Annotated in this window: 16 protein-coding genes; 11 read left to right on the top strand and 5 right to left on the bottom strand. The window is 71.3% G+C overall.

The genetic code is table 11. The features are described from left to right. Window positions 1-214 precede the first annotated feature (214 nt). Together ACODR5_RS12460 and ACODR5_RS12455 are read left to right on the top strand one after the other, a co-directional pair. Entirely contained in the window at window positions 215-499 is a 285-nt protein-coding gene (locus ACODR5_RS12460; RefSeq protein WP_460817183.1) for a GIY-YIG nuclease family protein, read from the top strand. Between the two features lie 207 nt (window positions 500-706). Beyond that, window positions 707-901 carry a hypothetical protein gene (locus ACODR5_RS12455; RefSeq protein WP_449855196.1) on the top strand — a complete coding sequence of 65 codons (195 nt, stop codon included), beginning with the start codon at window positions 707-709 and terminating at the stop codon, window positions 899-901. A gap of 30 nt (window positions 902-931) precedes the next feature. Here ACODR5_RS12455 and ACODR5_RS12450 read toward each other — a convergent pair whose 3' ends face one another. Beyond that, on the bottom strand, window positions 932-2257 hold the full coding sequence (locus ACODR5_RS12450; protein ID WP_460817187.1) for a hypothetical protein: 1326 nt from the start codon (window positions 2255-2257) through the stop codon (window positions 932-934). A gap of 120 nt (window positions 2258-2377) precedes the next feature. Continuing rightward, window positions 2378-2974 (bottom strand): PadR family transcriptional regulator, encoded by a 597-nt coding sequence (locus ACODR5_RS12445; protein ID WP_488983809.1) that lies wholly within the window; start codon window positions 2972-2974, stop codon window positions 2378-2380. 181 nt (window positions 2975-3155) lie between these two features. Between ACODR5_RS12445 and ACODR5_RS12440 the strand changes: the two genes are divergently transcribed. Further along, window positions 3156-4100, top strand: a complete 945-nt coding sequence (locus ACODR5_RS12440; RefSeq protein ID WP_449855193.1) for a phosphodiesterase — start codon at window positions 3156-3158, stop codon at window positions 4098-4100. Window positions 4101-4202: 102 nt separating this feature from the next. Here the strand turns inward: ACODR5_RS12440 and ACODR5_RS12435 are convergent, their stop codons facing one another. Beyond that, entirely contained in the window at window positions 4203-5765 is a 1563-nt protein-coding gene (locus ACODR5_RS12435; RefSeq protein WP_488983808.1) for a stealth family protein, read from the bottom strand. Between the two features lie 321 nt (window positions 5766-6086). Between ACODR5_RS12435 and secA the strand changes: the two genes are divergently transcribed. Both secA and ACODR5_RS12425 read left to right on the top strand, forming a co-directional pair. Further along, the gene (secA, locus tag ACODR5_RS12430; RefSeq protein ID WP_488983807.1) at window positions 6087-8861 is read left to right on the top strand and encodes a preprotein translocase subunit SecA; all 2775 of its coding nucleotides are present in this window, start codon (window positions 6087-6089) and stop codon (window positions 8859-8861) included. A gap of 92 nt (window positions 8862-8953) precedes the next feature. Next, window positions 8954-10177 (top strand): pyridoxal phosphate-dependent aminotransferase, encoded by a 1224-nt coding sequence (locus ACODR5_RS12425; protein WP_488983806.1) that lies wholly within the window; start codon window positions 8954-8956, stop codon window positions 10175-10177. Between the two features lie 7 nt (window positions 10178-10184). Here the strand turns inward: ACODR5_RS12425 and ACODR5_RS12420 are convergent, their stop codons facing one another. After that, window positions 10185-12308 carry a S9 family peptidase gene (locus ACODR5_RS12420; RefSeq protein WP_488983805.1) on the bottom strand — a complete coding sequence of 708 codons (2124 nt, stop codon included), beginning with the start codon at window positions 12306-12308 and terminating at the stop codon, window positions 10185-10187. 61 nt (window positions 12309-12369) lie between these two features. Between ACODR5_RS12420 and ACODR5_RS12415 the strand changes: the two genes are divergently transcribed. Both ACODR5_RS12415 and ACODR5_RS12410 read left to right on the top strand, forming a co-directional pair. Beyond that, window positions 12370-13269 (top strand): metallophosphoesterase, encoded by a 900-nt coding sequence (locus tag ACODR5_RS12415; protein WP_488983804.1) that lies wholly within the window; start codon window positions 12370-12372, stop codon window positions 13267-13269. A 59-nt stretch (window positions 13270-13328) separates the two neighbouring features. Next, window positions 13329-14771 carry an aspartate ammonia-lyase gene (locus ACODR5_RS12410; RefSeq protein ID WP_449855187.1) on the top strand — a complete coding sequence of 481 codons (1443 nt, stop codon included), beginning with the start codon at window positions 13329-13331 and terminating at the stop codon, window positions 14769-14771. 107 nt (window positions 14772-14878) lie between these two features. Here ACODR5_RS12410 and ACODR5_RS12405 read toward each other — a convergent pair whose 3' ends face one another. After that, on the bottom strand, window positions 14879-15748 hold the full coding sequence (locus ACODR5_RS12405; RefSeq protein WP_449855186.1) for a fumarylacetoacetate hydrolase family protein: 870 nt from the start codon (window positions 15746-15748) through the stop codon (window positions 14879-14881). A gap of 124 nt (window positions 15749-15872) precedes the next feature. On the opposite strand from ACODR5_RS12405, the gene ACODR5_RS12400 reads away from it, so the two are divergent. From ACODR5_RS12400 to rpsO, 4 genes are all read left to right on the top strand, one after another. Then, window positions 15873-17111 carry a PrsW family intramembrane metalloprotease gene (locus ACODR5_RS12400; RefSeq protein ID WP_488983803.1) on the top strand — a complete coding sequence of 413 codons (1239 nt, stop codon included), beginning with the start codon at window positions 15873-15875 and terminating at the stop codon, window positions 17109-17111. Between the two features lie 188 nt (window positions 17112-17299). After that, entirely contained in the window at window positions 17300-17671 is a 372-nt protein-coding gene (locus tag ACODR5_RS12395) for an FKBP-type peptidyl-prolyl cis-trans isomerase (RefSeq protein ID WP_460817204.1), read from the top strand. Between the two features lie 154 nt (window positions 17672-17825). After that, complete coding sequence (locus ACODR5_RS12390; RefSeq protein ID WP_449855183.1) at window positions 17826-18374, top strand: YceI family protein; 549 nt, start codon at window positions 17826-17828, stop codon at window positions 18372-18374. Window positions 18375-18568: 194 nt separating this feature from the next. Further along, on the top strand, window positions 18569-18838 hold the full coding sequence (rpsO, locus tag ACODR5_RS12385; RefSeq protein WP_449855182.1) for a 30S ribosomal protein S15: 270 nt from the start codon (window positions 18569-18571) through the stop codon (window positions 18836-18838). Window positions 18839-19019: the final 181 nt, after the last annotated feature.

Genomic DNA, 19019 nt, shown 5'->3' with positions numbered 1-19019 from the left:
CGGTTGCTGAACGGAGCGGCCGGAGGCCGCGGAGATGAAGCGACCACCGCAAGCCTGCGGTTCCCCTCGGTTGCTGAACGGAGCGGCGGAGCCGCGGAGATGAAGCGACCACCGCAAGTTCGTCGGCTCGCTCACAGCGGGGTTCGCGCCCTCTGCGACATCCTTTGCTGTGGATCCGTGCAGACAAGCTCCGCCTCCTGCGTACGGTCGCGGCATGCCGTATCTCTACATCCTCGAGTGCCGGGATGGGACGTACTACACCGGCAGCACATGGGACCTTGACCGCCGCCTGTGGCAGCACGAGAACGGACTGGGAGCGGCGTACACGCGGCACCGGCTGCCGATCCGGCTCGCGTGGAGCGAGCACTTCGAGCGCGTCGAGGAGGCCTTCGCGTGGGAGAAGCGGATTCAAGGCTGGAGTCACGAGAAGAAGCGGCGCTTCATCGAGGGGAATGTGCCCTCGGTGCGCTTGTACCTGCGGGAGCGCCGGGAGCGCTGAGTCGCGTTGCGGTGGTCGCTTCATCTCCGGCCGCTTCGCGGCCTCCGTTCAGCAACCGATGGGTGTGACCCGGCGGTTCCCCTCGGTTGCTGAACGGAGCGGCGCAGCCGCGGAGATGAAGCGACCAGTGCAAGCCCGGGTGGAACAGGGGGGACGGCACCGCGCAAGCCCCTCGGCGGCGACGGGACGATGTCGCAGGCTGGCGGCATGAGCAATCGAGATGACGCGAAGAAGCCGCTCGACCACCTGCCCCCGAAGGAGGAACGCGAGGGCGACGAGGTCGAGCAGCCGAGCTATCCCGGCAGCGATGCTCCGGAGGGCGGATCGCAGGCCTCGCCCGAGACCGCGGCGGAGCCGGACGAGCCCGCACGCCACGGCGTGGCGAAGCTGCCGCCGCACTAGGAGAGCGGCCCGCGCGGCGCGGCGGCTCGCTCAGTCGAAGATGTCGCCGATGAGGCCGCCGAGCAGGAGGCCGCCGACCACGGGGCCGAGGAGGTCGCCGCCCCCGCCATAGCCGCCCCGGCGGCCGCCGCCGCGTCCGCCCCAGCCGCCCCAGTCGTCCGGGCGGTCCTGGTCGATGTCGCGCTGGGCCAGCTGCAGCGCCTCCTGCGCGAGCTGGCCCACCCGGCGGGCCAGCAGCAGTGCCTGCTCGCGGGTGTCCTCGTCGGGGATCATCCTGTCGACGTCGAGGCGCAGGCGCTGCGCCTCCGCCAGGCGCGTGCGGGCGTCGGCGCCGATGTAGCCGCGATGACCCGAGATGAGGCTGTTGGCCACGCCGATCGTGCGGTCGGCCGAGTCGAGCTCGTGGCGTACGTGCTCGATGGACGGGATCGGGCGGGCCGCGCGCTCGCGCGCCTTCGCCACGGCGGCATCGAGCGCGGCGTTCGCATCGCGCAGCTTCGCGAGATCCTCGAAGGGATCCGACGGCGTGCCGGGCCCGGGCAGCGCCGCGAGGGCGCGCTCGAGGTTCGCCATCGCCTGGAGGACCTCGGGGGTCTGCGGGGCCGTGCGGGCCTCCACGATGTCGGAGCGCGAGTCGGCCACGACGTCGGCGAGCGTGGACTGCGCGCGCATCGCCTCGATCTCGAAGTCCTCGACGCCGTCGATGATCGTGCGGGCGCGGCGCACGGCCTCCGTCGCCGTCTCGAGCGCGACGAGCGCCTCCTCGGTGCGGCGGGCCTCGCGGCGGCGCGCGGAGACGTCGGCGGAGTGCACGGCGAACTCCAGCAGCTGCTCGGCCTCGTCCGGGTTCGCGGAGACGCGGTGCAGCGCCGCGGCGCTGTAGCGGCCCGACAGTCGTTCCACCGTCGTGCGGGTGCCGGGGATGCGGGCGCGCAGCTCCTCGGCCTCGCGGCGCACGGTCTCGAGGATCTGCGGGGCCTGGCGCACCTTGTCGACGGCGGCCTTCAGCTTCTCGGTGCGCTCGTCGAGCACGTCCTCGGCCCACTCGCACAGCTGGATGATGCGCGCGTTGCGCGTGCGCAGCTCCTCGGGGGTGTCCGGGATCTCGTCGTGGTTCAGCTGGTGCAGCTGGAACGCCTCGGCCATGTGCGTGCGCACCGCCTCGAGCCCGGCGCGGATGTCGGCCGTCGGGCCGTCGCCGAGCTCCGCCGCCGCGAACGCCACCTCGTCGGAGGTCGAGCGGATCCGCTCGTCCGTCGCGACAAGCGCCGCCTGCGCGCGGCGCGCGAGCGACGCGTCCTCGGCCGCCTGCTGCTCGTCAGCCTCGCGCTTCCGCCTGCCCCAGAAACCCGCCATGAGTCGATCCTACGGTTGCGTTGCGGCGGTCGCTTCATATCCGGCCGCTGTGCGGCCTGGCGTTCCGCGACTGCGGCGCGTGGACCCGCCGTCCCGCACCCATCGCGCGATGGTCCGCGCTCATGCGCGCGCCGCCTTCGCGGGGCGGCCGCGCTTCGGCCGATCGGTGGACAGCTCCAGGTCGAGGGCGCGCTGCGGGTGGGCCCGCAGGCGCTGCTCCGTGTGGTCGAGCCACTGCACCTCCGCCTGCGCGGCGAAGATCATGGAATCCACGACGAGCGACCACGCCAGCTCCTCCGGGCCGTCCGGCGAGGCGCCCGCGTATTTCGCGCGCTGCAGCGTCTGCAGCTGCGACAGCGTCGCGCGCCGCTGGGTCTGGATGACCTCGGCGACGTCGACGCCGGGCAGCGTGGCGGCCAGGGCCAGCTTGATCGCGAGCTCGTCGCGCGTGCCCTGGCCCCGCTCCACGGGCGAGGCCAGCCACGAGGTGACCTCGGCGCGGCCCGCGTCGGTGATCCGCCAGAAGACGTGCCCCTGGTCGTCGGCGTCGTCGCGGCCGACGAGCCCGTCGCGCTCGAGGCGCTCGAGCGTGTTGTAGATCTGCCCCACGTTGAGCGGCCAGGTCGACCCCGTGCGGCGGTCGAACTCCGTCCGCAGCTGGTAGCCGTAGCAGGGGCCCTGATCGAGGATGGCGAGCAGGCTCTGGCGGACCGACATCGGCACTCCGTTCGCAAAGGATTTCCGGGTATGTATGTGCCGAGTATATGCATACCTGGAAAGCCCCGCTCGCTCCTGCGTGAGCGGCGAGCCTGAACCGCCATGCAGAGTTCCCCGGATGTTCACCCACGACGGCGGGGTGTCGGCGCCGCCGCGCGCAGGCGCGGGTAACTTGGGGGCCATGGCTGAGACAGCCGGGTCGGCGCGCACCGCCGAGTACTCCCGCCCGAGTCACCTGCTCGTCCATCTGAGCGACACGCACCTGCGCGCGCACGGCGGCGTGTTCGACATCGACGCCGCCGCGCACCTGCGGCGGATCCTCGACCAGCTCGAGGCATCCGGCGCCCGCCCCGACGCGATCGTGTTCACGGGCGACCTCGTCGACCTGGGCGAGCGCGAGGCCTACGCGCAGCTGCGGGCGATCGTGGAGCCCGCCGCCGAGCGGCTCGGCGCGCGGGTCGTGTGGGTGATGGGCAACCACGACGACCGCGACGGCTTCCGGCGCGAGCTGCTGGGCGCCTCGGGCACCGATCCCGTCGACGCGGTCTACGACATCGACGGCCTGCGCCTCATCGTGCTCGACACCTCGGTGCCCGGCGCGCACCACGGCGAGGTGTCGCAGGCGCAGCGGGACTGGCTGCAGCTGGAGCTGTCGATCCCCGCTCCGCACGGCACGATCCTCGCGATGCACCACCCGCCCGTGCCGTGCGTGCTGGATCTGGCCACGATCGTGGAGCTGCGGGATCAGCGCGCGCTCGCCGACGTGCTGCGCGGCACCGATGTGCGCTCGATCCTCGCCGGCCACGTGCACTTCTCGACGACCGCGACGTTCGCGGGCATCCCCGTCTCCGTCGCGTCGTCGAGCTGCTACACGCAGGACCTCGCCGTCGCCGACGGCGGCATGGCGCCGCGCGACGGCGCGCAGGCGTACAACCTCGTGCACGTGTACGACGAGACGATCGTGCACTCGGTCGTGCCGTTCAGCGACGCCCCGCCGGCCGAGGTGACGACGGCCGACGAGACGCGCCGACGCCTCGAGGCCGCCGGCGTGGTGATCCGCGACTCCACGCGCGCCCGCGCCGACCGCATCGCCCCGCCGACGGCGCCCCTTCCCGTCCTGGGCTGAGTCGCCGAACCCGCACTCGATCGCCGAACCCGCCCCCGATCCGGCGCGGGCTCGCGGATCGAGCGCGGGCTCGCGGACCCTCACCGTCTGGGCTGAGCCGGCTCAGCGCTCCCAGGGGGCCTTGACGGGGAAGTACGCCTCGAGGGTGTCGCGCACGACGCGCTCGCGCAGCTCCTCGGGGATCTCGGGCACGCTGCCGTCGTTGAGGCAGAACATGTCGGCATCGCGCCGCTCCAGCAGCTTCTCCAGCCGGGGCAGTGCCGCGGCCTGCGTGGTCTGAATGTAGCGCGTGCGCGGCACCGAGGTCGGCAGCGCGCGTCCCGTGAACGCCGCGTAGTAGTGGTACAGCGAGTTCGTGACCGACACGTCGGTCGCGCTCCGGAAGCGCGCGGCGGCCGTGCGGCGGATCTCCTCGGGGAACTCGCGCTCGAGCTCGAACATCACGCTGCGGCGGTGGGGCGTGGCGCAGTGCTGCAGATCGCGCGTGATGACCCGGCCGAAGCGGCGCTCGAGCACCTCCCGGTTGACCCTGGCGGCGTTGTCGTGGCCGCTGCGGTGCGTGCGCGAGGGGCCGATGCCGATGCGCACGTCGCACTCGACGAACTGCGTCAGCCCGGAGGCGGTGAAGAACAGCTCGGGGCGCACGGGGCGACCGAAGAACATGTCGTCGTTGGAGTACAGGAAGTGCTCCGCGATGCCGGGGATGCGGTGCAGCTGCGCCTCGACGGCGTGCGAGTTGTGCGTGGGCAGCACGCTCGGGTCGGCGAAGAACTCCTCGCTGCGCACGATCCGCACCTTCGGGTGATCCTTCAGCCACGCCGGGGCGGGGCTGTCGGTCGCGATCCAGATCGTGCGGATCCACGGCGCGAACATGTGCACGCTGCGCAGGGCGTAGCGCAGCTCGTCCACCTGGCGGAAGCGGGCGGCGTGGTCGTCGCCGTCGCCCACGACGTAGGCGCCCAGGCGCTCGGCGCGCTTGCGCTGGAACTCGCTGGAGGATCCGTCCACCCACGAGAAGACGATGTCGACGTCCTCGGTGAATTCGTGCGCGAGGGGCGTGAACATGCCCCGCAGCGTGCGCCACGAGCGGCCGTGCTGCTCCACCGTCTCGAACTCGAGGTCCTCGGCGGCCATGTGCCGGCGGGTGAGCGCGTTCGGCCGCGGCGCCGTGACCTGGCCGGCGTCGAAGTGCCAGAACTCCACGCGGATGCCCGTCTCGTGCCCGTAGCGGAGCGTGCCGGCCGCCGCCACCGACGCGGGGCGCTCGCCGGGCACGATGCGGGGCCGGAACAGCGTGGCGACGTCGTGCCGGCCGAAGGCGCGCGCGGCGTCTCCCTGCAGCGGCACGAGCCGCCCGCCCGGCCGGCGCGCGACCCACGGCTCGCCGTCGGACGCGCGGGAGAGCGCGGTCAGCGCCGCCGTGCGCTCGGCGGCGGGCACGGCGAGTGCCGGCCGCCCGCTGGATCGGCGCAGCAGCAGCGGGGCGAGGCCGGCGTCCTCCAGGATGTCGGCGAGGGCGAGCAGATCGGACGTCTGGGCTTCGAGAGGCGTCGCGGATTCGACGAGGTGCGGGAGCCCCGTGAGCACGCGCGTGCGCGCGTCGGGGATGGTGTGGTCGCGTCGCACGTCGTCGAACGGCGTGTGCTCAGTGCCCAGAAACGTCATCGATCACCTCGGATTCTCCTCACGGCCGCGGCCGTCGTCGACAGAGCATCGGCGCCGGAGGGCGCCGGGGGAGGGCCGCCTGCGCGGCCCGCGTGCCGTCCCCGCGATCCGTCGTCGGTGACGCGGAGGGGAACGGTGGACGTACAGATCGTAAACGATCCAGGTTGCGCGCATATTTCCTGATGATGGGGGACCGCCGCCAGGCTGGGAAGCCACTGACGCGACCCCGGGTCACGACGGATAGCATGGCCGTGTATGCCCGTTCCCGGATGGGGCGGGAGGCGGCGCACCAGAGCGCCGCGATCTACGAGGAGATGTCACGTGGCGAACCCCTTCGAGAAGCTGCTCCGCGCCGGTGAAGGGCGTGTGCGCAGGCGGCTGCAGCAGGTCGTGCGCGCCGTCGGCGCCCTCGAGGAGGACTACGAGTCCCTCACCGACGACGAGCTGCGGAACGAGACGGTCGAGCTGCGGGCGCGCTACGAGGCCGGCGAGACGCTCGACCAGCTGATGCCCGAGGCCTTCGCGGCCGTGCGCGAGGCCGCCAAGCGCACGCTCGGCATGCGTCCCTACGACGTGCAGGTCATGGGCGGCGCGGCCCTGCATCTGGGCAACATCGCCGAGATGAAGACCGGTGAGGGCAAGACGCTCGTCGCCACGCTGCCCGCGTACCTCAACGCCATCGCGGGCAAGGGCGTCCACGTCATCACCGTGAACGACTACCTCGCGTCGTACCAGGCCGAGCTCATGGGCCGCGTGTTCCGCGCCCTCGGCATGACCACGGGCATCATCGTGTCGGGTCAGAAGCCCGCCGAGCGCCGCGAGCAGTACGCCGCCGACATCACGTACGGCACGAACAACGAATTCGGCTTCGACTACCTGCGCGACAACATGGCCTGGCGCAAGGAGGACATCGTCCAGCGCGGCCACTTCTTCGCGATCGTCGACGAGGTGGACTCGATCCTCATCGACGAGGCCCGCACGCCGCTCATCATCTCGGGCCCCGCGCAGGGCGACGCGAACCGCTGGTTCACGGAGTTCGCCAAGATCGCGCGCACGCTCGAGGAGGGCGTCGACTACGAGGTCGACGAGAAGAAGCGCACCGTCGGCGTGCTGGAGGCGGGCATCGAGAAGGTCGAGGACTACCTCGGCATCGACAACCTCTACGAGTCGGCGAACACCCCGCTCATCTCGTTCCTGAACAACTCGATCAAGGCGCTCGCGCTGTTCAAGCGAGACCAGGACTACGTCGTCATGAACGACGAGGTCATGATCGTCGACGAGCACACCGGCCGCATCCTCGTGGGCCGCCGCTACAACGAGGGCATCCACCAGGCCATCGAGGCCAAGGAGGGCGTGCCGGTCAAGGCCGAGAACCAGACGCTCGCCACCGTCACGCTGCAGAACTACTTCCGCCTGTACGAGAAGCTCTCGGGCATGACGGGCACGGCCGAGACCGAGGCCGCCGAGTTCATGTCGACCTACCAGCTCGGCGTCGTCCCGATCCCGACGAACCGCCCGATGGTCCGCAAGGATCAGTCGGATCTCGTCTACGCGACCGAGCAGGGCAAGTTCGCCCAGGTCGTCGACGACATCGTCGAGCGGCACGAGAAGGGTCAGCCCGTGCTCGTGGGCACGGTGAGCGTCGAGAAGAGCGAGTACCTCTCGCGCCTGCTCGCCAAGAAGGGCATCCGCCACGAGGTGCTGAACGCGAAGAACCACGCGCGCGAGGCCGAGATCGTCGCGCGCGCCGGTCGCCTGGGCGCCGTCACCGTCGCGACGAACATGGCCGGCCGCGGCACCGACATCATGCTCGGCGGCAACGCCGAGTTCCTCGCCGTGCAGCGGATGAAGGAGAAGGGCCTCGACCCGAAGGAGACCCCGGAGGAGTACGAGGCGGAGTGGGACGCCGTCTTCGCCGAGACCAAGGCCGAGGTCGAGGAGGAGGCCGCCAAGGTCCGCGAGGCGGGCGGCCTGTACGTGCTCGGCACCGAGCGCCACGAGTCGCGCCGCATCGACAACCAGCTCCGCGGTCGCTCCGGCCGCCAGGGAGACCCGGGCGAGAGCCGCTTCTACCTGTCGCTGCAGGACGACCTGATGCGCCGCTTCGGGCGCGGCTCCACCGACGCGCTGCTGGCGCGCGGCGTGGACGAGGACGTCGCGATCGACTGGAAGATCGTGGGCCGGCTCATCAAGAGCGCCCAGTCGCAGATCGAGTCGCGCAACGCCGAGTCGCGCAAGAACGTGCTCAAGTACGACGACGTGCTCAACCGCCAGCGCGAGGCGATCTACCGCGACCGCCGGCGGATCCTCGAGGGCGACGACATCAAGGACCGGGTGCAGCACTTCCTCGAGGACGCCATCACGTCGGTGGTGGACGAGCACACGGCGGGCGGGCACAGCGAGAGCTGGGACTTCGACGCCCTGTGGGCCGAGCTGAAGACGATGTACCCCGTGGGCGTCACGATCGAGGAGGTCGTGGCGGAGGCCGCGGGGCGCAAGGGCGGCATCACCGCCGAGGGGCTCAAGCGCGAGCTCATCAGCGACGCGCGGATCGCCTACGCCAAGCGCGAGGAGCAGCTCGGCGAGGCCGCGATGCGCGAGCTCGAGCGCCGCGTCGTGCTGCAGGTGCTCGACCGCCGCTGGCGCGACCACCTCTACGAGATGGACTACCTGAAGGACGGCATCGGCCTGCGGGCCATGGCCCAGCGCGACCCGCTCATCGAGTACCAGCGCGAGGGCTACACGATGTTCCAGTCGATGATGGGCCAGATCAAGGAGGAGTCGATCGGCTACCTCTTCAACCTCGAGGTCGAGGTGCGCCGCGCGGGCGACGGCGAGCAGGCCGAGGTCGAGGCGAAGGGCCTGTCGGAGGAGCACGGGCCGCAGCAGCTCGAGTACTCGGCACCCAGCGAGGACGGCGACATCGAGGTGCGCAACGACCGCGGCCAGGTGCAGACCGCGCCCAAGGCCAAGACGCCCCGCACGGCGGGCGCCGCGAAGGCCGCCCCGCAGAGCGCGTTCGGCCAGGCGGCCGACCAGGCCGCGCAGCAGCCCGCGGGCAACCGCGCCGCGCGCCGCGCCGGCCGCAAGAAGTAGCCGGGGCACCGGCTCCCCGAGCGGTCCACGGGGTGCGGATCGGGCCGGTCCCGTCGCGGGGACCGGGCCGACCGCGCGCGTATCCTGATGCGATGAGCCTTCGCCCCCTCGACCAGTCCTCCAAGCTGAAGAACGTCCTGTACGAGATCCGGGGCGCGGCACTGGCGGAGGCGGCGCGGCTCGAGGCCGAGGGCCACACGATCCTCAAGCTGAACACGGGCAACCCGGCGATCTTCGGCTTCGAGGCGCCGCATCAGATCGTGCGCGACATGATCCGCGCCGTCCCGAACGCGCACGGCTACAGCGACAGCCGCGGCATCGTCGAGGCGCGCCGCGCCATCGTGAGCCGCTACGAGAACGTGGCGGGATTCCCCGCGTTCGACGTGGACGACGTGTACCTCGGCAACGGCGTGTCCGAGCTCATCACCATGACCATGCAGGCGCTGCTCGACCAGGGCGACGAGGTGCTGATCCCCGCGCCGGACTACCCGCTGTGGACGGCCATGACGAGCCTGTCGGGCGGCACGCCCGTGCACTACCTGTGCGACGAGGAGAACGGTTGGCAGCCGGACCTCGACGACATCCGCGCCAAGATCACCCCGCAGACGAAGGCCCTCGTCGTCATCAACCCGAACAACCCGACCGGCGCCGTGTACAGCCGCGAGCTGCTGGAGGGGATCGCCCAGATCGCGCGCGAGCACTCGCTGCTGCTGCTGTCGGACGAGATCTACGATCGCATCCTGTTCGACGAGGCTGAGCACATCCCCACCGCCTCGGTGGCGCCCGACCTGCTGTGCCTCACGTTCAACGGCCTGTCGAAGACGTACCGCGTGGCCGGCTACCGCTCCGGCTGGGTCGTGATCACGGGGCCCAAGAAGCACGCGGCCGGGTTCCTCGAGGGCATCCAGCTGCTCGCCTCCACGCGGCTGTGCGCGAACGTGCCCGCCCAGCACGCCGTGCTCGCGGCGCTCACCGGGGTGCAGTCGATCGACGCCCTCATCGCGCCGGACGGGCGCCTGCACGAGCAGCGCGACGTGGCGTGGGAGGGCCTGAACGCCATTCCGGGCGTCTCGTGCGTGAAGCCGCGCGGCGCGCTGTACGCCTTCCCCCGCCTCGACCCCGAGGTGCACGAGATCCACGACGACAAGAAGCTCGTCTACGACCTGCTCGTGCGCGAGCACATCCTGCTCGTCGAGGGCACGGGGTTCAACTGGCACACCACCGACCACGTGCGCGTCGTCACGCTGCCCGAGCCCCGCGTGCTCGCCGAGGCGATCGAGCGCCTCGGCAACTTCCTCGCGAGCTACAGGCAGTGACCGGCGCTCAGTCGGCGAGCCCCAGCACGTCGAGCATCCAGGCGAGCTGGAAGGCGCGCTCGCGCCACGAGTTGTAGCGGCCGCTCACGCCGCCGTGCCCGGCGACCATCTCGCACTTCAGGAGCACGTCGGCGCCGACCTCGCGCAGGCGCTGCACCCACTTCGCCGGCTCCACGTACAGCACGCGGGTGTCGTTGAGGCTCGTCATGGCGAGGATGCGCGGGTACGTCACACCCTCGCGCACGTTCTCGTAGGGCGTGTACGACTTCATGTACGCATACACCTCGGGGTCGTGCAGCGGGTCGCCCCACTCGTCCCACTCGATCACGGTGAGCGGCAGCGAGGGATCGAGGATCGTCGTCAGCGCGTCGACGAACGGCACGTCGGCGAGGATGCCCGCGAACGCCTCGGGGGCGAGGTTCGCCACCGCGCCCATGAGCAGGCCACCCGCCGATCCGCCCTCCGCCACGATCCGGTCGGGCGTCGTGTATCCGTTGTCGGCGAGGTGGCGGGCCACGTCGACGAAGTCGGTGAACGTGTTGCGCTTGGCGCGCAGCTTGCCGTCCTCGTACCACGGGCGCCCCAGCTCGCCGCCGCCGCGCACATGGGCGACGGCGAAGAGCACGCCGCGGTCGAGCTCGCTCAGCCGCGCCACTGAGAAGCCGGGGTCGATCGAGTGCTCGTACGAGCCGTAGCCGTACAGGTGCACGGGGCGCGGCGCCGCACCCGGCTCGCCGAAGGAGCGCTTCCACACGAGCGACACGGGGATCCGCGTGCCGTCGGCCGCGGGCACCCACAGGCGGGCCTGGTCGTAGTCGGCCGGGTCGTAGCCGCCCAGCACCTCGGCCTGCTTGCGCAGGTGCAGCTCGCCCGTGGCGACCTCGTACTCGTACACCGTGCCCGGCGTCGTGAACGATCCGTAGCCCAGGCGGATCACGGGCGGCGCCCACTCGGCGTTGCCCGAGGCGCCCACGGCGTAGAGCGGATCGGCGAACTCCAGCTCGGTGAGCACGCCCGTGGGGTAGTCGAGCAGCGCGACGCGCGGCAGCCCCTCGCGCCGGTACTCCACGACGGCGAAGTCGCGGAAGCAGTCGATGTCGAGCAGGCGACGGCCCGACTCGTGGGCCAGCACCACCTCGGTGTCGGTGGGGTCGGACAGCGGCGCGCGCACGAGCTCGAAGTCGAGGGCGCCGTCGTTGTGCAGGATGTAGAGCCAGTCCTGGTCGTCGACCACCGCGTGGTCCACGCCGTACTCGACGCCCTCGCGGCGCGGCCACACGACGCGCGCCCCGGCGGTGGGGTCGGCGGCGTCGAGGATCGACACCTCGCTCGTGATGCTCGATCCCGACTCCACCAGCAGGAAGCGCTCGCTGCGCGTCACGCCCGCGCCCACCCAGAACCGCTCGTCGTCGTCGCCGTACAGCTCGATGTCGCCGCTGCCGTCCGGCTCGCCCACGCGGTGCAGCCACACCCGGTTCGGGCGCCACGCGTCGTCGACGGTCGTGTAGATGAGGTGCCGGCCGTCGGGCAGGAAGTGCGCGCCGCCGAAGGCGCCCTCGATGACGTCGGGCAGCGTCTCGCCCGTCACGAGGTCGCGCACGCGGATCGTGTAGCGCTCGTCGCCGGTCACGTCGACGGCCCACAGCATGCGCGTGCCGTCGTTCGTCACGTCGAACGAGCCGAGCGAGAAGAAGGAGTGGCCCTCGGCCTCGACGTTCGAGTCGAGCAGCACCTGCTCGCCCGGCACGTCCACGTCGGGGGAGAGGACGGGCGGGGTCCAGTCGTCCGGCCCGGCGATCGGCGCGCGGCACTGGATGCCGTACTGCTTGCCCTCCACGGTGCGGCCGTAGTACCACCACTCGCCCCGGCGGCTCGGCACGCTCAGGTCGGTCTCGCGCACGCGTCCCTTGATCTCCTGGAAGAGCCGCTCGCGCAACGGCTCGAGCCGCGCGAGGGCGGCATCGGCATGGGCGTTCTCGGCCTCGAGCAGCGCGATCACCTCGGCGTCGTCCTTGGCGCGCAGCCACTCCCACGGATCCTCGAACGTGTCGCCGTGGTGCGTGCGGGCGACGGGGCGCTTCGGCGCGATCGGGGCGGACGGGACGGGCACGGGGACGGCTTCGGAGGTCACCCGATCCACGGTAGTTGGTGTTCTTTCCGGCGGTGTCATCCGCCCGGTCTACAATGCCCCCATGCAGTTCGGCCGGCACGCTCCCGCGATGCGCACCATCGTCCACCTCAGCGACACGCATCTGCTCGCCGGTGGAGCGGCGCTCGGCGGCCGCTACGCCGTCGAGGAGCACCTGCGCGAGACCCTGGCCCGCGTCGAGCAGCTCGAGCAGCGGCCCGACGCGCTCGTGTTCACCGGGGATCTCACCGACCTCGGCGAGCCCGACGCGTACGCGCGGCTGCGCGGCATCGTCGAGCCGGTGGCCGAGCGGATGGGCGCGCCCGTCGTGTGGGTCGCGGGCAACCACGACGAGCGGCCCGAGCTGCGCCGCGACCTGCTGGGGCTCGAGCCCACCGAGGAGCCCGTGACCGGCGTGTGGGACCTCGGCGGCCTGCGGCTCATCGCGCTCGACTCCACGGTGCCGGGCTGGCACCACGGCGAGGTCGACGCGGCGCAGCTCGAGTGGCTGCGCGACGAGCTCGCGACGCCGGCGCCGCTCGGGACGATCCTCGCCCTGCACCACCCGCCGCTGCCCAGCCACGTGCCGCTGTTCGACATCGTCGAGCTGCGCGAGCAGGACGCCCTCGCCGACGTCATCCGCGGCACGGATGTGCGGGGCATCCTGGCCGGGCACCTGCACTACTCCATGAGCGGCACGTTCGTGGGCGTTCCCGTGAGCGTCGCGGCGGCCACGTGCTACACGATGGACGTCGCCCGCGCCGGCCGGCGCGTGAACGGCATGGACGCCGGGCAGTCGTTCCATCTCGTGCACGTGTACGACGAGGTCGTGACCCACACGGTCGTGCCGGTGGCGGCGGCCGAGTCCGGCGACTACTTCACGCCCGAGTGGTACGAGCGCATGGCCGCGCTCAGCCCGCAGGAGCGCCTCGAGCGCTTCTCGCGCAAGCCGCCGCGGGGCTGATCGCCCGCCGCCGCGCCGGTGCTCACGGAGTTCCCGGGCGGCGCGGATAGGCTCGCCGTGTGGCAGCACAGACGCGCACCGAAACCGATTCCCTGGGCTCCCTCGAGGTGCCCGCCGAGGCCTACTGGGGCATCCACACCGCCCGCGCGATGGACAACTTCGACATCTCGCGCCGCCCCATCTCGGTGTATCCGGAGCTGATCGTCGCACTCGCGATGGTGAAGCAGGCGGCCGCGCGGGCGAACCGCGACATCGGGGTGCTCGACGCCGAGCGCGCCGATCTCATCGACCGCGCCGCGCAGCGCGTGATCGACGGCGAGTTCCACGATCAGTTCCGCGTGGGGGTGATCCAGGGCGGGGCGGGCACCTCGACGAACATGAACGCCAACGAGGTCATCACGAACATCGCCCTCGAGCTGGCGGGGCGCGAGAAGGGCGACTACGCCTGGCTCTCGCCGAACGACCACACCAACCGCAGCCAGTCCACGAACGACGTGTACCCCACGGCCATCAAGCTCGCCGTCTCGTTCGTGCACGTCGCCCTTCTCGAGGAGCTCGACCTGCTGCGCCGGTCGTTCCTGGCCAAGTCGGTGGAGTTCCGCGACGTGCTCAAGGTGGGGCGCACCCAGCTGCAGGACGCCGTGCCGATGACGCTCGGGCAGGAGTTCCACGGCTTCGCGACGACGATGGGCGAGGACCTGCAGCGGCTGCGCGAGAACGCCGCCCTGCTCACCGAGATCAGCATGGGCGCGACGGCCATCGGCACGGGTGTGACGGCACAGGCGGGCTACGCGGAGGCCGTGCGGCGTCACCTCGCCGAGATCAGCGGCCTGCCGCTCACGACGGCGACCGACCTGGTCGAGGCGACGAGCGACATGGGCGCGTTCATGTCGTTCTCGTCCTCGCTCAAGCGCAACGCCATGAAGCTGTCGAAGATCTGCAACGACCTGCGGCTGCTCTCCTCGGGCCCGCAGGCGGGCCTCGGCGAGATCAACCTGCCGGCCAAGCAGGCCGGCTCCAGCATCATGCCGGGCAAGGTCAACCCGGTCATCCCCGAGGTCGTGAACCAGGTGGCGTTCTCGGTCGTCGGCGCCGACATCACCGTGACGATGGCCGCCGAGGCGGGGCAGCTGCAGCTGAACGCCTTCGAGCCCGTCATCGCGCACTCGATCCTGCAGTCCATCACGTGGATGCGCCAGGCGATGCGCATGCTCCGCATCCACTGCGTCGACGGCATCACGGCCAACCGGGGCCGGCTCGGCGCGATGGTCGGATCGTCGGTGGGCGTCATCACGGCGCTCACGCCGTTCATCGGCTACTCCGCCGCCGCGGCCCTCGCCAAGACGGCGCTGCTCACGGGCCGCAACGTGGCCGACCTCGTCGTGGAGGCCGGGCTCATGACCCGCGAGGAGGTCAGCAAGCAGCTGCGCCCCGAGCGGCTGTCGGGCATCGAGCCCATCACGAGCGCGATCCCCGTCATCTCCCCGGAGGACCTGCCCTAACCGGTAGATCCCCGCTGCCCGCGAACCCGCCCTCGATCCGCGAACCCGCGTCGGATGGAGCGCGGGTTCGGCGATCGAGCGCGGGTTCGGCGGGAGGGCGCAGGGGATCAGTCGACGATGCGGCAGTGGGTGGTCAGCTCGCCGATGCCGTCGACGCCGACCGTGACCGTCGTGCCGTCCTGCAGCAGCACCTGGGGCGTGCGCGAGAAGCCGGATCCGCCCGGGCTGCCCGTCGAGATGAGCGTGCCGGGCAGCAGCGTGATGCCCTGCGAGAGGTGCGCGATGAGCGTGGCGACCGACCGGACCATCTGCCCCGTCGATCCGTCCTGCAGCAGCTCGTCGCTGATCCGGGTCCAGATGTGCAGGTCCTGCGGATCGGCGATCTCGTCGGCCGTCACCACGTCGGGGCCCACGGGCGTGAAGCCGTCGAGCGACTTGCAGCGGCTCCACTGCGCCTCGGAGTACTGGATGTCGCGCGCCGAGATGTCGTTGACCACCGTGTAGCCGAACACGAAGTCCAGGGCCTCGTCCTCGCTCACATCCCTGGCGGGGCGGCCGATGATGACGCCGAGCTCCGCCTCGTAGTCGACCGCGCCCGTGAGGCCGCGCGACCACGTCGTGGTGCCGTCGTGCCCGGCGAGCGAGTTCGGCCACAGCGTGAACACCGTCGGCGTGGCATCGGTCTTGAGGTTCAGCTCGCCCGAGTGGGCGGCGTAGTTGAGGCCGACCGCCATGATCGCCGGCGGGCGCAGCAGCGCGGGGGCGTATCCGGCGTCGGCGAACGCGACGCGCTGGCCGCGCCCCGCCGCGAGCGCCTCGCGGATGCCCGTCAGCGCGTCGGGGCCGGCCGCGACGAGCTCGTCCAGCGAGCGCGGCGCATCGTCCACGAGCGTGGCGACCGGGACCGCCTCGTCACCCTCCTTGACGACGAGGGTGGGCGCGGAGGCGCCGGGCAGCACGAGGTGGGAAAAGCGCATCGCTCCATTCTAGGAGGGGCATCCCCGGGGCCGTGGCGCGCGGGTGAATGCGCGGTGTCGGCGCCCGCCGGGTGGGGAGAAGTGCCCCTGCGGGCGCGCCCGCGCCGCCCATAGAGTGAGACGCATGACATACGCGGGCGGAGACACCGGGACGCCGCTGCAGGCGCCCATGCACGCATGGCCGTCGCCCCTGGCGCAGCCCCCGCATGCGCTCCCGGCGACGATCCCGCCGGCCGCGCCGCAGGAGGCGCACCTGCAGCTGCCGCCCGTGCCCACCAAGGGCAGGGCGCCGTGGCTGTGGATCTGGATCCTGCTCGCCGTGCTCGCCGTCGCGGTCGCCGGCTACTTCGTCGCCTCCCTGGGCGTGCTCGGCGTGGCGATCACGAGCGTCGTCGCCCTCGTCCCGTTCGCCGGGGTCATCCTCACCGTCACGCTGGTGATCGATCGCTGGGAGCCCGAGCCGCGCTCGCTCATCATCTTCGCGCTCGCGTGGGGCGCGATCGCCGCCATCGCCCTGACGCTGCTCACGATCCCCGTGCTCGATGCGATCGCCGGCGCGTGGGGCATGGATCCGTTCCTCGCGGAGATCCTCTCGATCATCCTGCGCGCGCCCCTGCTCGAGGAGGGCTGGAAGCTGCTCGGCATCCTCCTCGTGCTGTGGATGGCGCGCAACGCCTTCGACGGGCCGGTGGACGGGATCGTCTACGGCATGCTCATCGGCGCCGGGTTCGCCTTCACCGAGAACATCCAGTACTTCGTGATCGCGCTCTACACGGGCGGCTTCGAGGGCGTCGCGCACAACTTCTTCATGCGCGGCGTGCTCTCGCCCTTCGCGCACGCGATGTTCACGGGCGCGATCGGCCTCATGATCGGGCTGGCCCGGCGCGGCGGGCGCAGCGTGCCGCTGTTCGCCCTGCTCGGCTACGGTCTCGGCGTCGCGCTGCACATGCTCTGGAACGCCTCCGCGGTGCTCGACGTCTTCCTTCCGAACTCGTTCTACACGCTCTACGCGCTCGTGGAGGTGCCGATCTTCCTGCTGTTCATCGGGTGCATCGTGCGGCTGCGCAGGGAGGAGATGCGGCTGACGCGCGAGCGGCTGGGCGAGTACGCCGGCGCCGGATGGTTCACCTGGCAGGAGGTCGAGATGCTCGCGACGGCGGCGGGCCGGCGCGCCGGCAGGCGCTGGGCGATGACGCGCAGCGCGCGGGCCGTGGCCCTCATGAACTCCTTCATCCGCGACGCCACGGCCCTCGCGATGGCGCGTCAGCGCGCGCTCACCGGCCGCGACCCCGGCGCGATCGAGGACGAGCACCTGCTGCTGCACCGCGCCGCCGCCACGCGGCGGGCGATGCTCGCGTCCTGAGCGCGCGGGGTCTTGACACGCCCCGGTGCGCGGGCGCATCCTGGGCGCAGATCACATTCAGCGCCCGGTCGACTCGCAGACATCGTCGCGGCCCGGGCGCTGAATGCTGTCGCGACCACGACGAACCGCCGGTTTCGCTGTCGGGAGAACCGCGTGTGCATCCGCACCCGCCGTGTTTGTATGGACGCATGAGCGCAGACCGCACCAAGCCCGAGTTCGACGCACCCGAGGGCCCCGCGCCCTCCGAGCTCGTCATCCGCGACCTCATCGTGGGCGACGGCGCCGAGGCGAAGCCCGGCGACACCGTCACCGTCCACTACGCGGGCGTCGAGTACGAGACCGGCGAGGAGTTCGACTCCTCGTGGAACCGGGGCGAGAGCATCCAGTTCCCGCTGCGCGGCCTCATCCAGGGCTGGCAGGACGGCATCCCCGGCATGAAGGTCGGCGGACGCCGCGAGCTGGTCGTCCCGCCGCACCTCGCGTACGGCCCCGCCGGCGCCGGCCACTTCCTCAGCGGCAAGACGCTGATCTTCGTCATCGACCTCATCGACGTCGCCTGAGTCGTCGATCCACCCGAGGCGTCCCGCGCGATTCGTCGCACGGGGCGCCTCGCTGTTTCCCAGATATTCATCCGCCGCTCGGGAATATATGCGGGCGCATGGGTATTGTCATGCGTACACCGCCGTCACCGGCACGACTTCTACGAGGAGAGACATGACCATCGAGATCCCCGGCTACCGTCCCGGCACCTACGCGATCGACCCCGCGCACAGCGAGGTGGGCTTCACCGTCCGTCACATGATGATCTCGAAGGTCAAGGGCGCCTTCCACGTGATCGAGGGCACCATCGTCGCCCCCGAGAACCCGCTCGAGGCGAGCGTCACGGCGAAGGCCGACGTCGCCTCGATCAACACGAAGGACGAGGGTCGCGACCAGCACCTCCGCTCGGCCGACTTCTTCGACGCCGAGAACCACCCCACGATCGAGTTCGTCTCGACCGGCGTGCGCCACGAGGGCGGCGACTTCCTCGTCGACGGCGACCTGACGATCAAGGGCGTCACCAAGCCCGTCACGTTCACCGTGGAGTTCGGCGGCTTCGGCGTCGACCCGTGGGGCAACTACAAGGCCGGCGCCACGGGCACGGCCACGATCGACCGCGAGGAGTTCGGCCTCACCTGGAACGCCGCGCTCGAGACCGGCGGCGTGCTGGTCGGCAAGGACGTCACGATCACGCTCGACCTGCAGGGCGCCCTCCAGGCGTAAGCGGCTCGGGGGAGGGGCGGGTGCCGGAAGGTGCCCGCCCCTTCCCCGTCTGCGGATGGCCGCCCACGTCGCGGTGCGCGACGGCCGCCGCGACTGGTAGACTCGCTTGGTTGCCGTTTGATCGGCCGCGGAGAAAGAGAGCTCGCGCATCAGGCGTCGGGCGCCGCGCAACGAGGAGAAAGGGGATCGGTTCTATGGCACTGAATGCAGACGTCAAGAAGGCGATCATCGAAGAGTACGCGACGCACCCCGGTGACACCGGTTCCCCCGAGGTGCAGGTCGCGATGCTGTCGCAGCGCATCAAGGACCTCACGGAGCACCTCAAGGAGCACAAGCACGACCACCACTCGCGTCGTGGGCTGTTCCTGCTCGTCGGTCAGCGCCGTCGACTGCTCGGCTACCTCCAGGACATCGACATCGAGCGCTACCGCTCGCTGATCGAGCGTCTCGGACTGCGTCGATAAGGCACGCGCACCAGCGTTCAATCGTCTTCCGGAGAACCCGTCCCAGGTGTGGGGCGGGTTCTTTCTTTTTTAGAAGCGTCTGCGCGCGCTCGGGCCCCCGCTGCGCGGGTGCCGCTCGCGTGCTCGCGCCGGCGCTTCCGCGCCGGCGAGGCGGCGCTTTTCGCCGCGGGGGGGGCCCCGC

It is taken from the genome of Microbacterium sp. FG3 (assembly GCF_057809335.1).
This window is presented reverse-complemented; position numbering and strand designations above follow the sequence as displayed.

Coding starts and splice junctions, on each gene's coding strand:
- ACODR5_RS12450 (WP_460817187.1), bottom strand. CDS start 2,257: ATGGCGGGTTTCTGGGGCAGGCGGAAGCGCGAGGCTGACGAGCAGCAG.
- ACODR5_RS12445 (WP_488983809.1), bottom strand. CDS start 2,974: ATGTCGGTCCGCCAGAGCCTGCTCGCCATCCTCGATCAGGGCCCCTGC.
- rpsO (WP_449855182.1), top strand. CDS start 18,569: ATGGCACTGAATGCAGACGTCAAGAAGGCGATCATCGAAGAGTACGCG.
- ACODR5_RS12460 (WP_460817183.1), top strand. CDS start 215: ATGCCGTATCTCTACATCCTCGAGTGCCGGGATGGGACGTACTACACC.
- ACODR5_RS12405 (WP_449855186.1), bottom strand. CDS start 15,748: ATGCGCTTTTCCCACCTCGTGCTGCCCGGCGCCTCCGCGCCCACCCTC.
- ACODR5_RS12400 (WP_488983803.1), top strand. CDS start 15,873: ATGACATACGCGGGCGGAGACACCGGGACGCCGCTGCAGGCGCCCATG.
- ACODR5_RS12435 (WP_488983808.1), bottom strand. CDS start 5,765: ATGACGTTTCTGGGCACTGAGCACACGCCGTTCGACGACGTGCGACGC.
- ACODR5_RS12415 (WP_488983804.1), top strand. CDS start 12,370: ATGCAGTTCGGCCGGCACGCTCCCGCGATGCGCACCATCGTCCACCTC.
- ACODR5_RS12425 (WP_488983806.1), top strand. CDS start 8,954: ATGAGCCTTCGCCCCCTCGACCAGTCCTCCAAGCTGAAGAACGTCCTG.
- ACODR5_RS12390 (WP_449855183.1), top strand. CDS start 17,826: ATGACCATCGAGATCCCCGGCTACCGTCCCGGCACCTACGCGATCGAC.
- ACODR5_RS12455 (WP_449855196.1), top strand. CDS start 707: ATGAGCAATCGAGATGACGCGAAGAAGCCGCTCGACCACCTGCCCCCG.
- ACODR5_RS12395 (WP_460817204.1), top strand. CDS start 17,300: ATGAGCGCAGACCGCACCAAGCCCGAGTTCGACGCACCCGAGGGCCCC.
- ACODR5_RS12440 (WP_449855193.1), top strand. CDS start 3,156: ATGGCTGAGACAGCCGGGTCGGCGCGCACCGCCGAGTACTCCCGCCCG.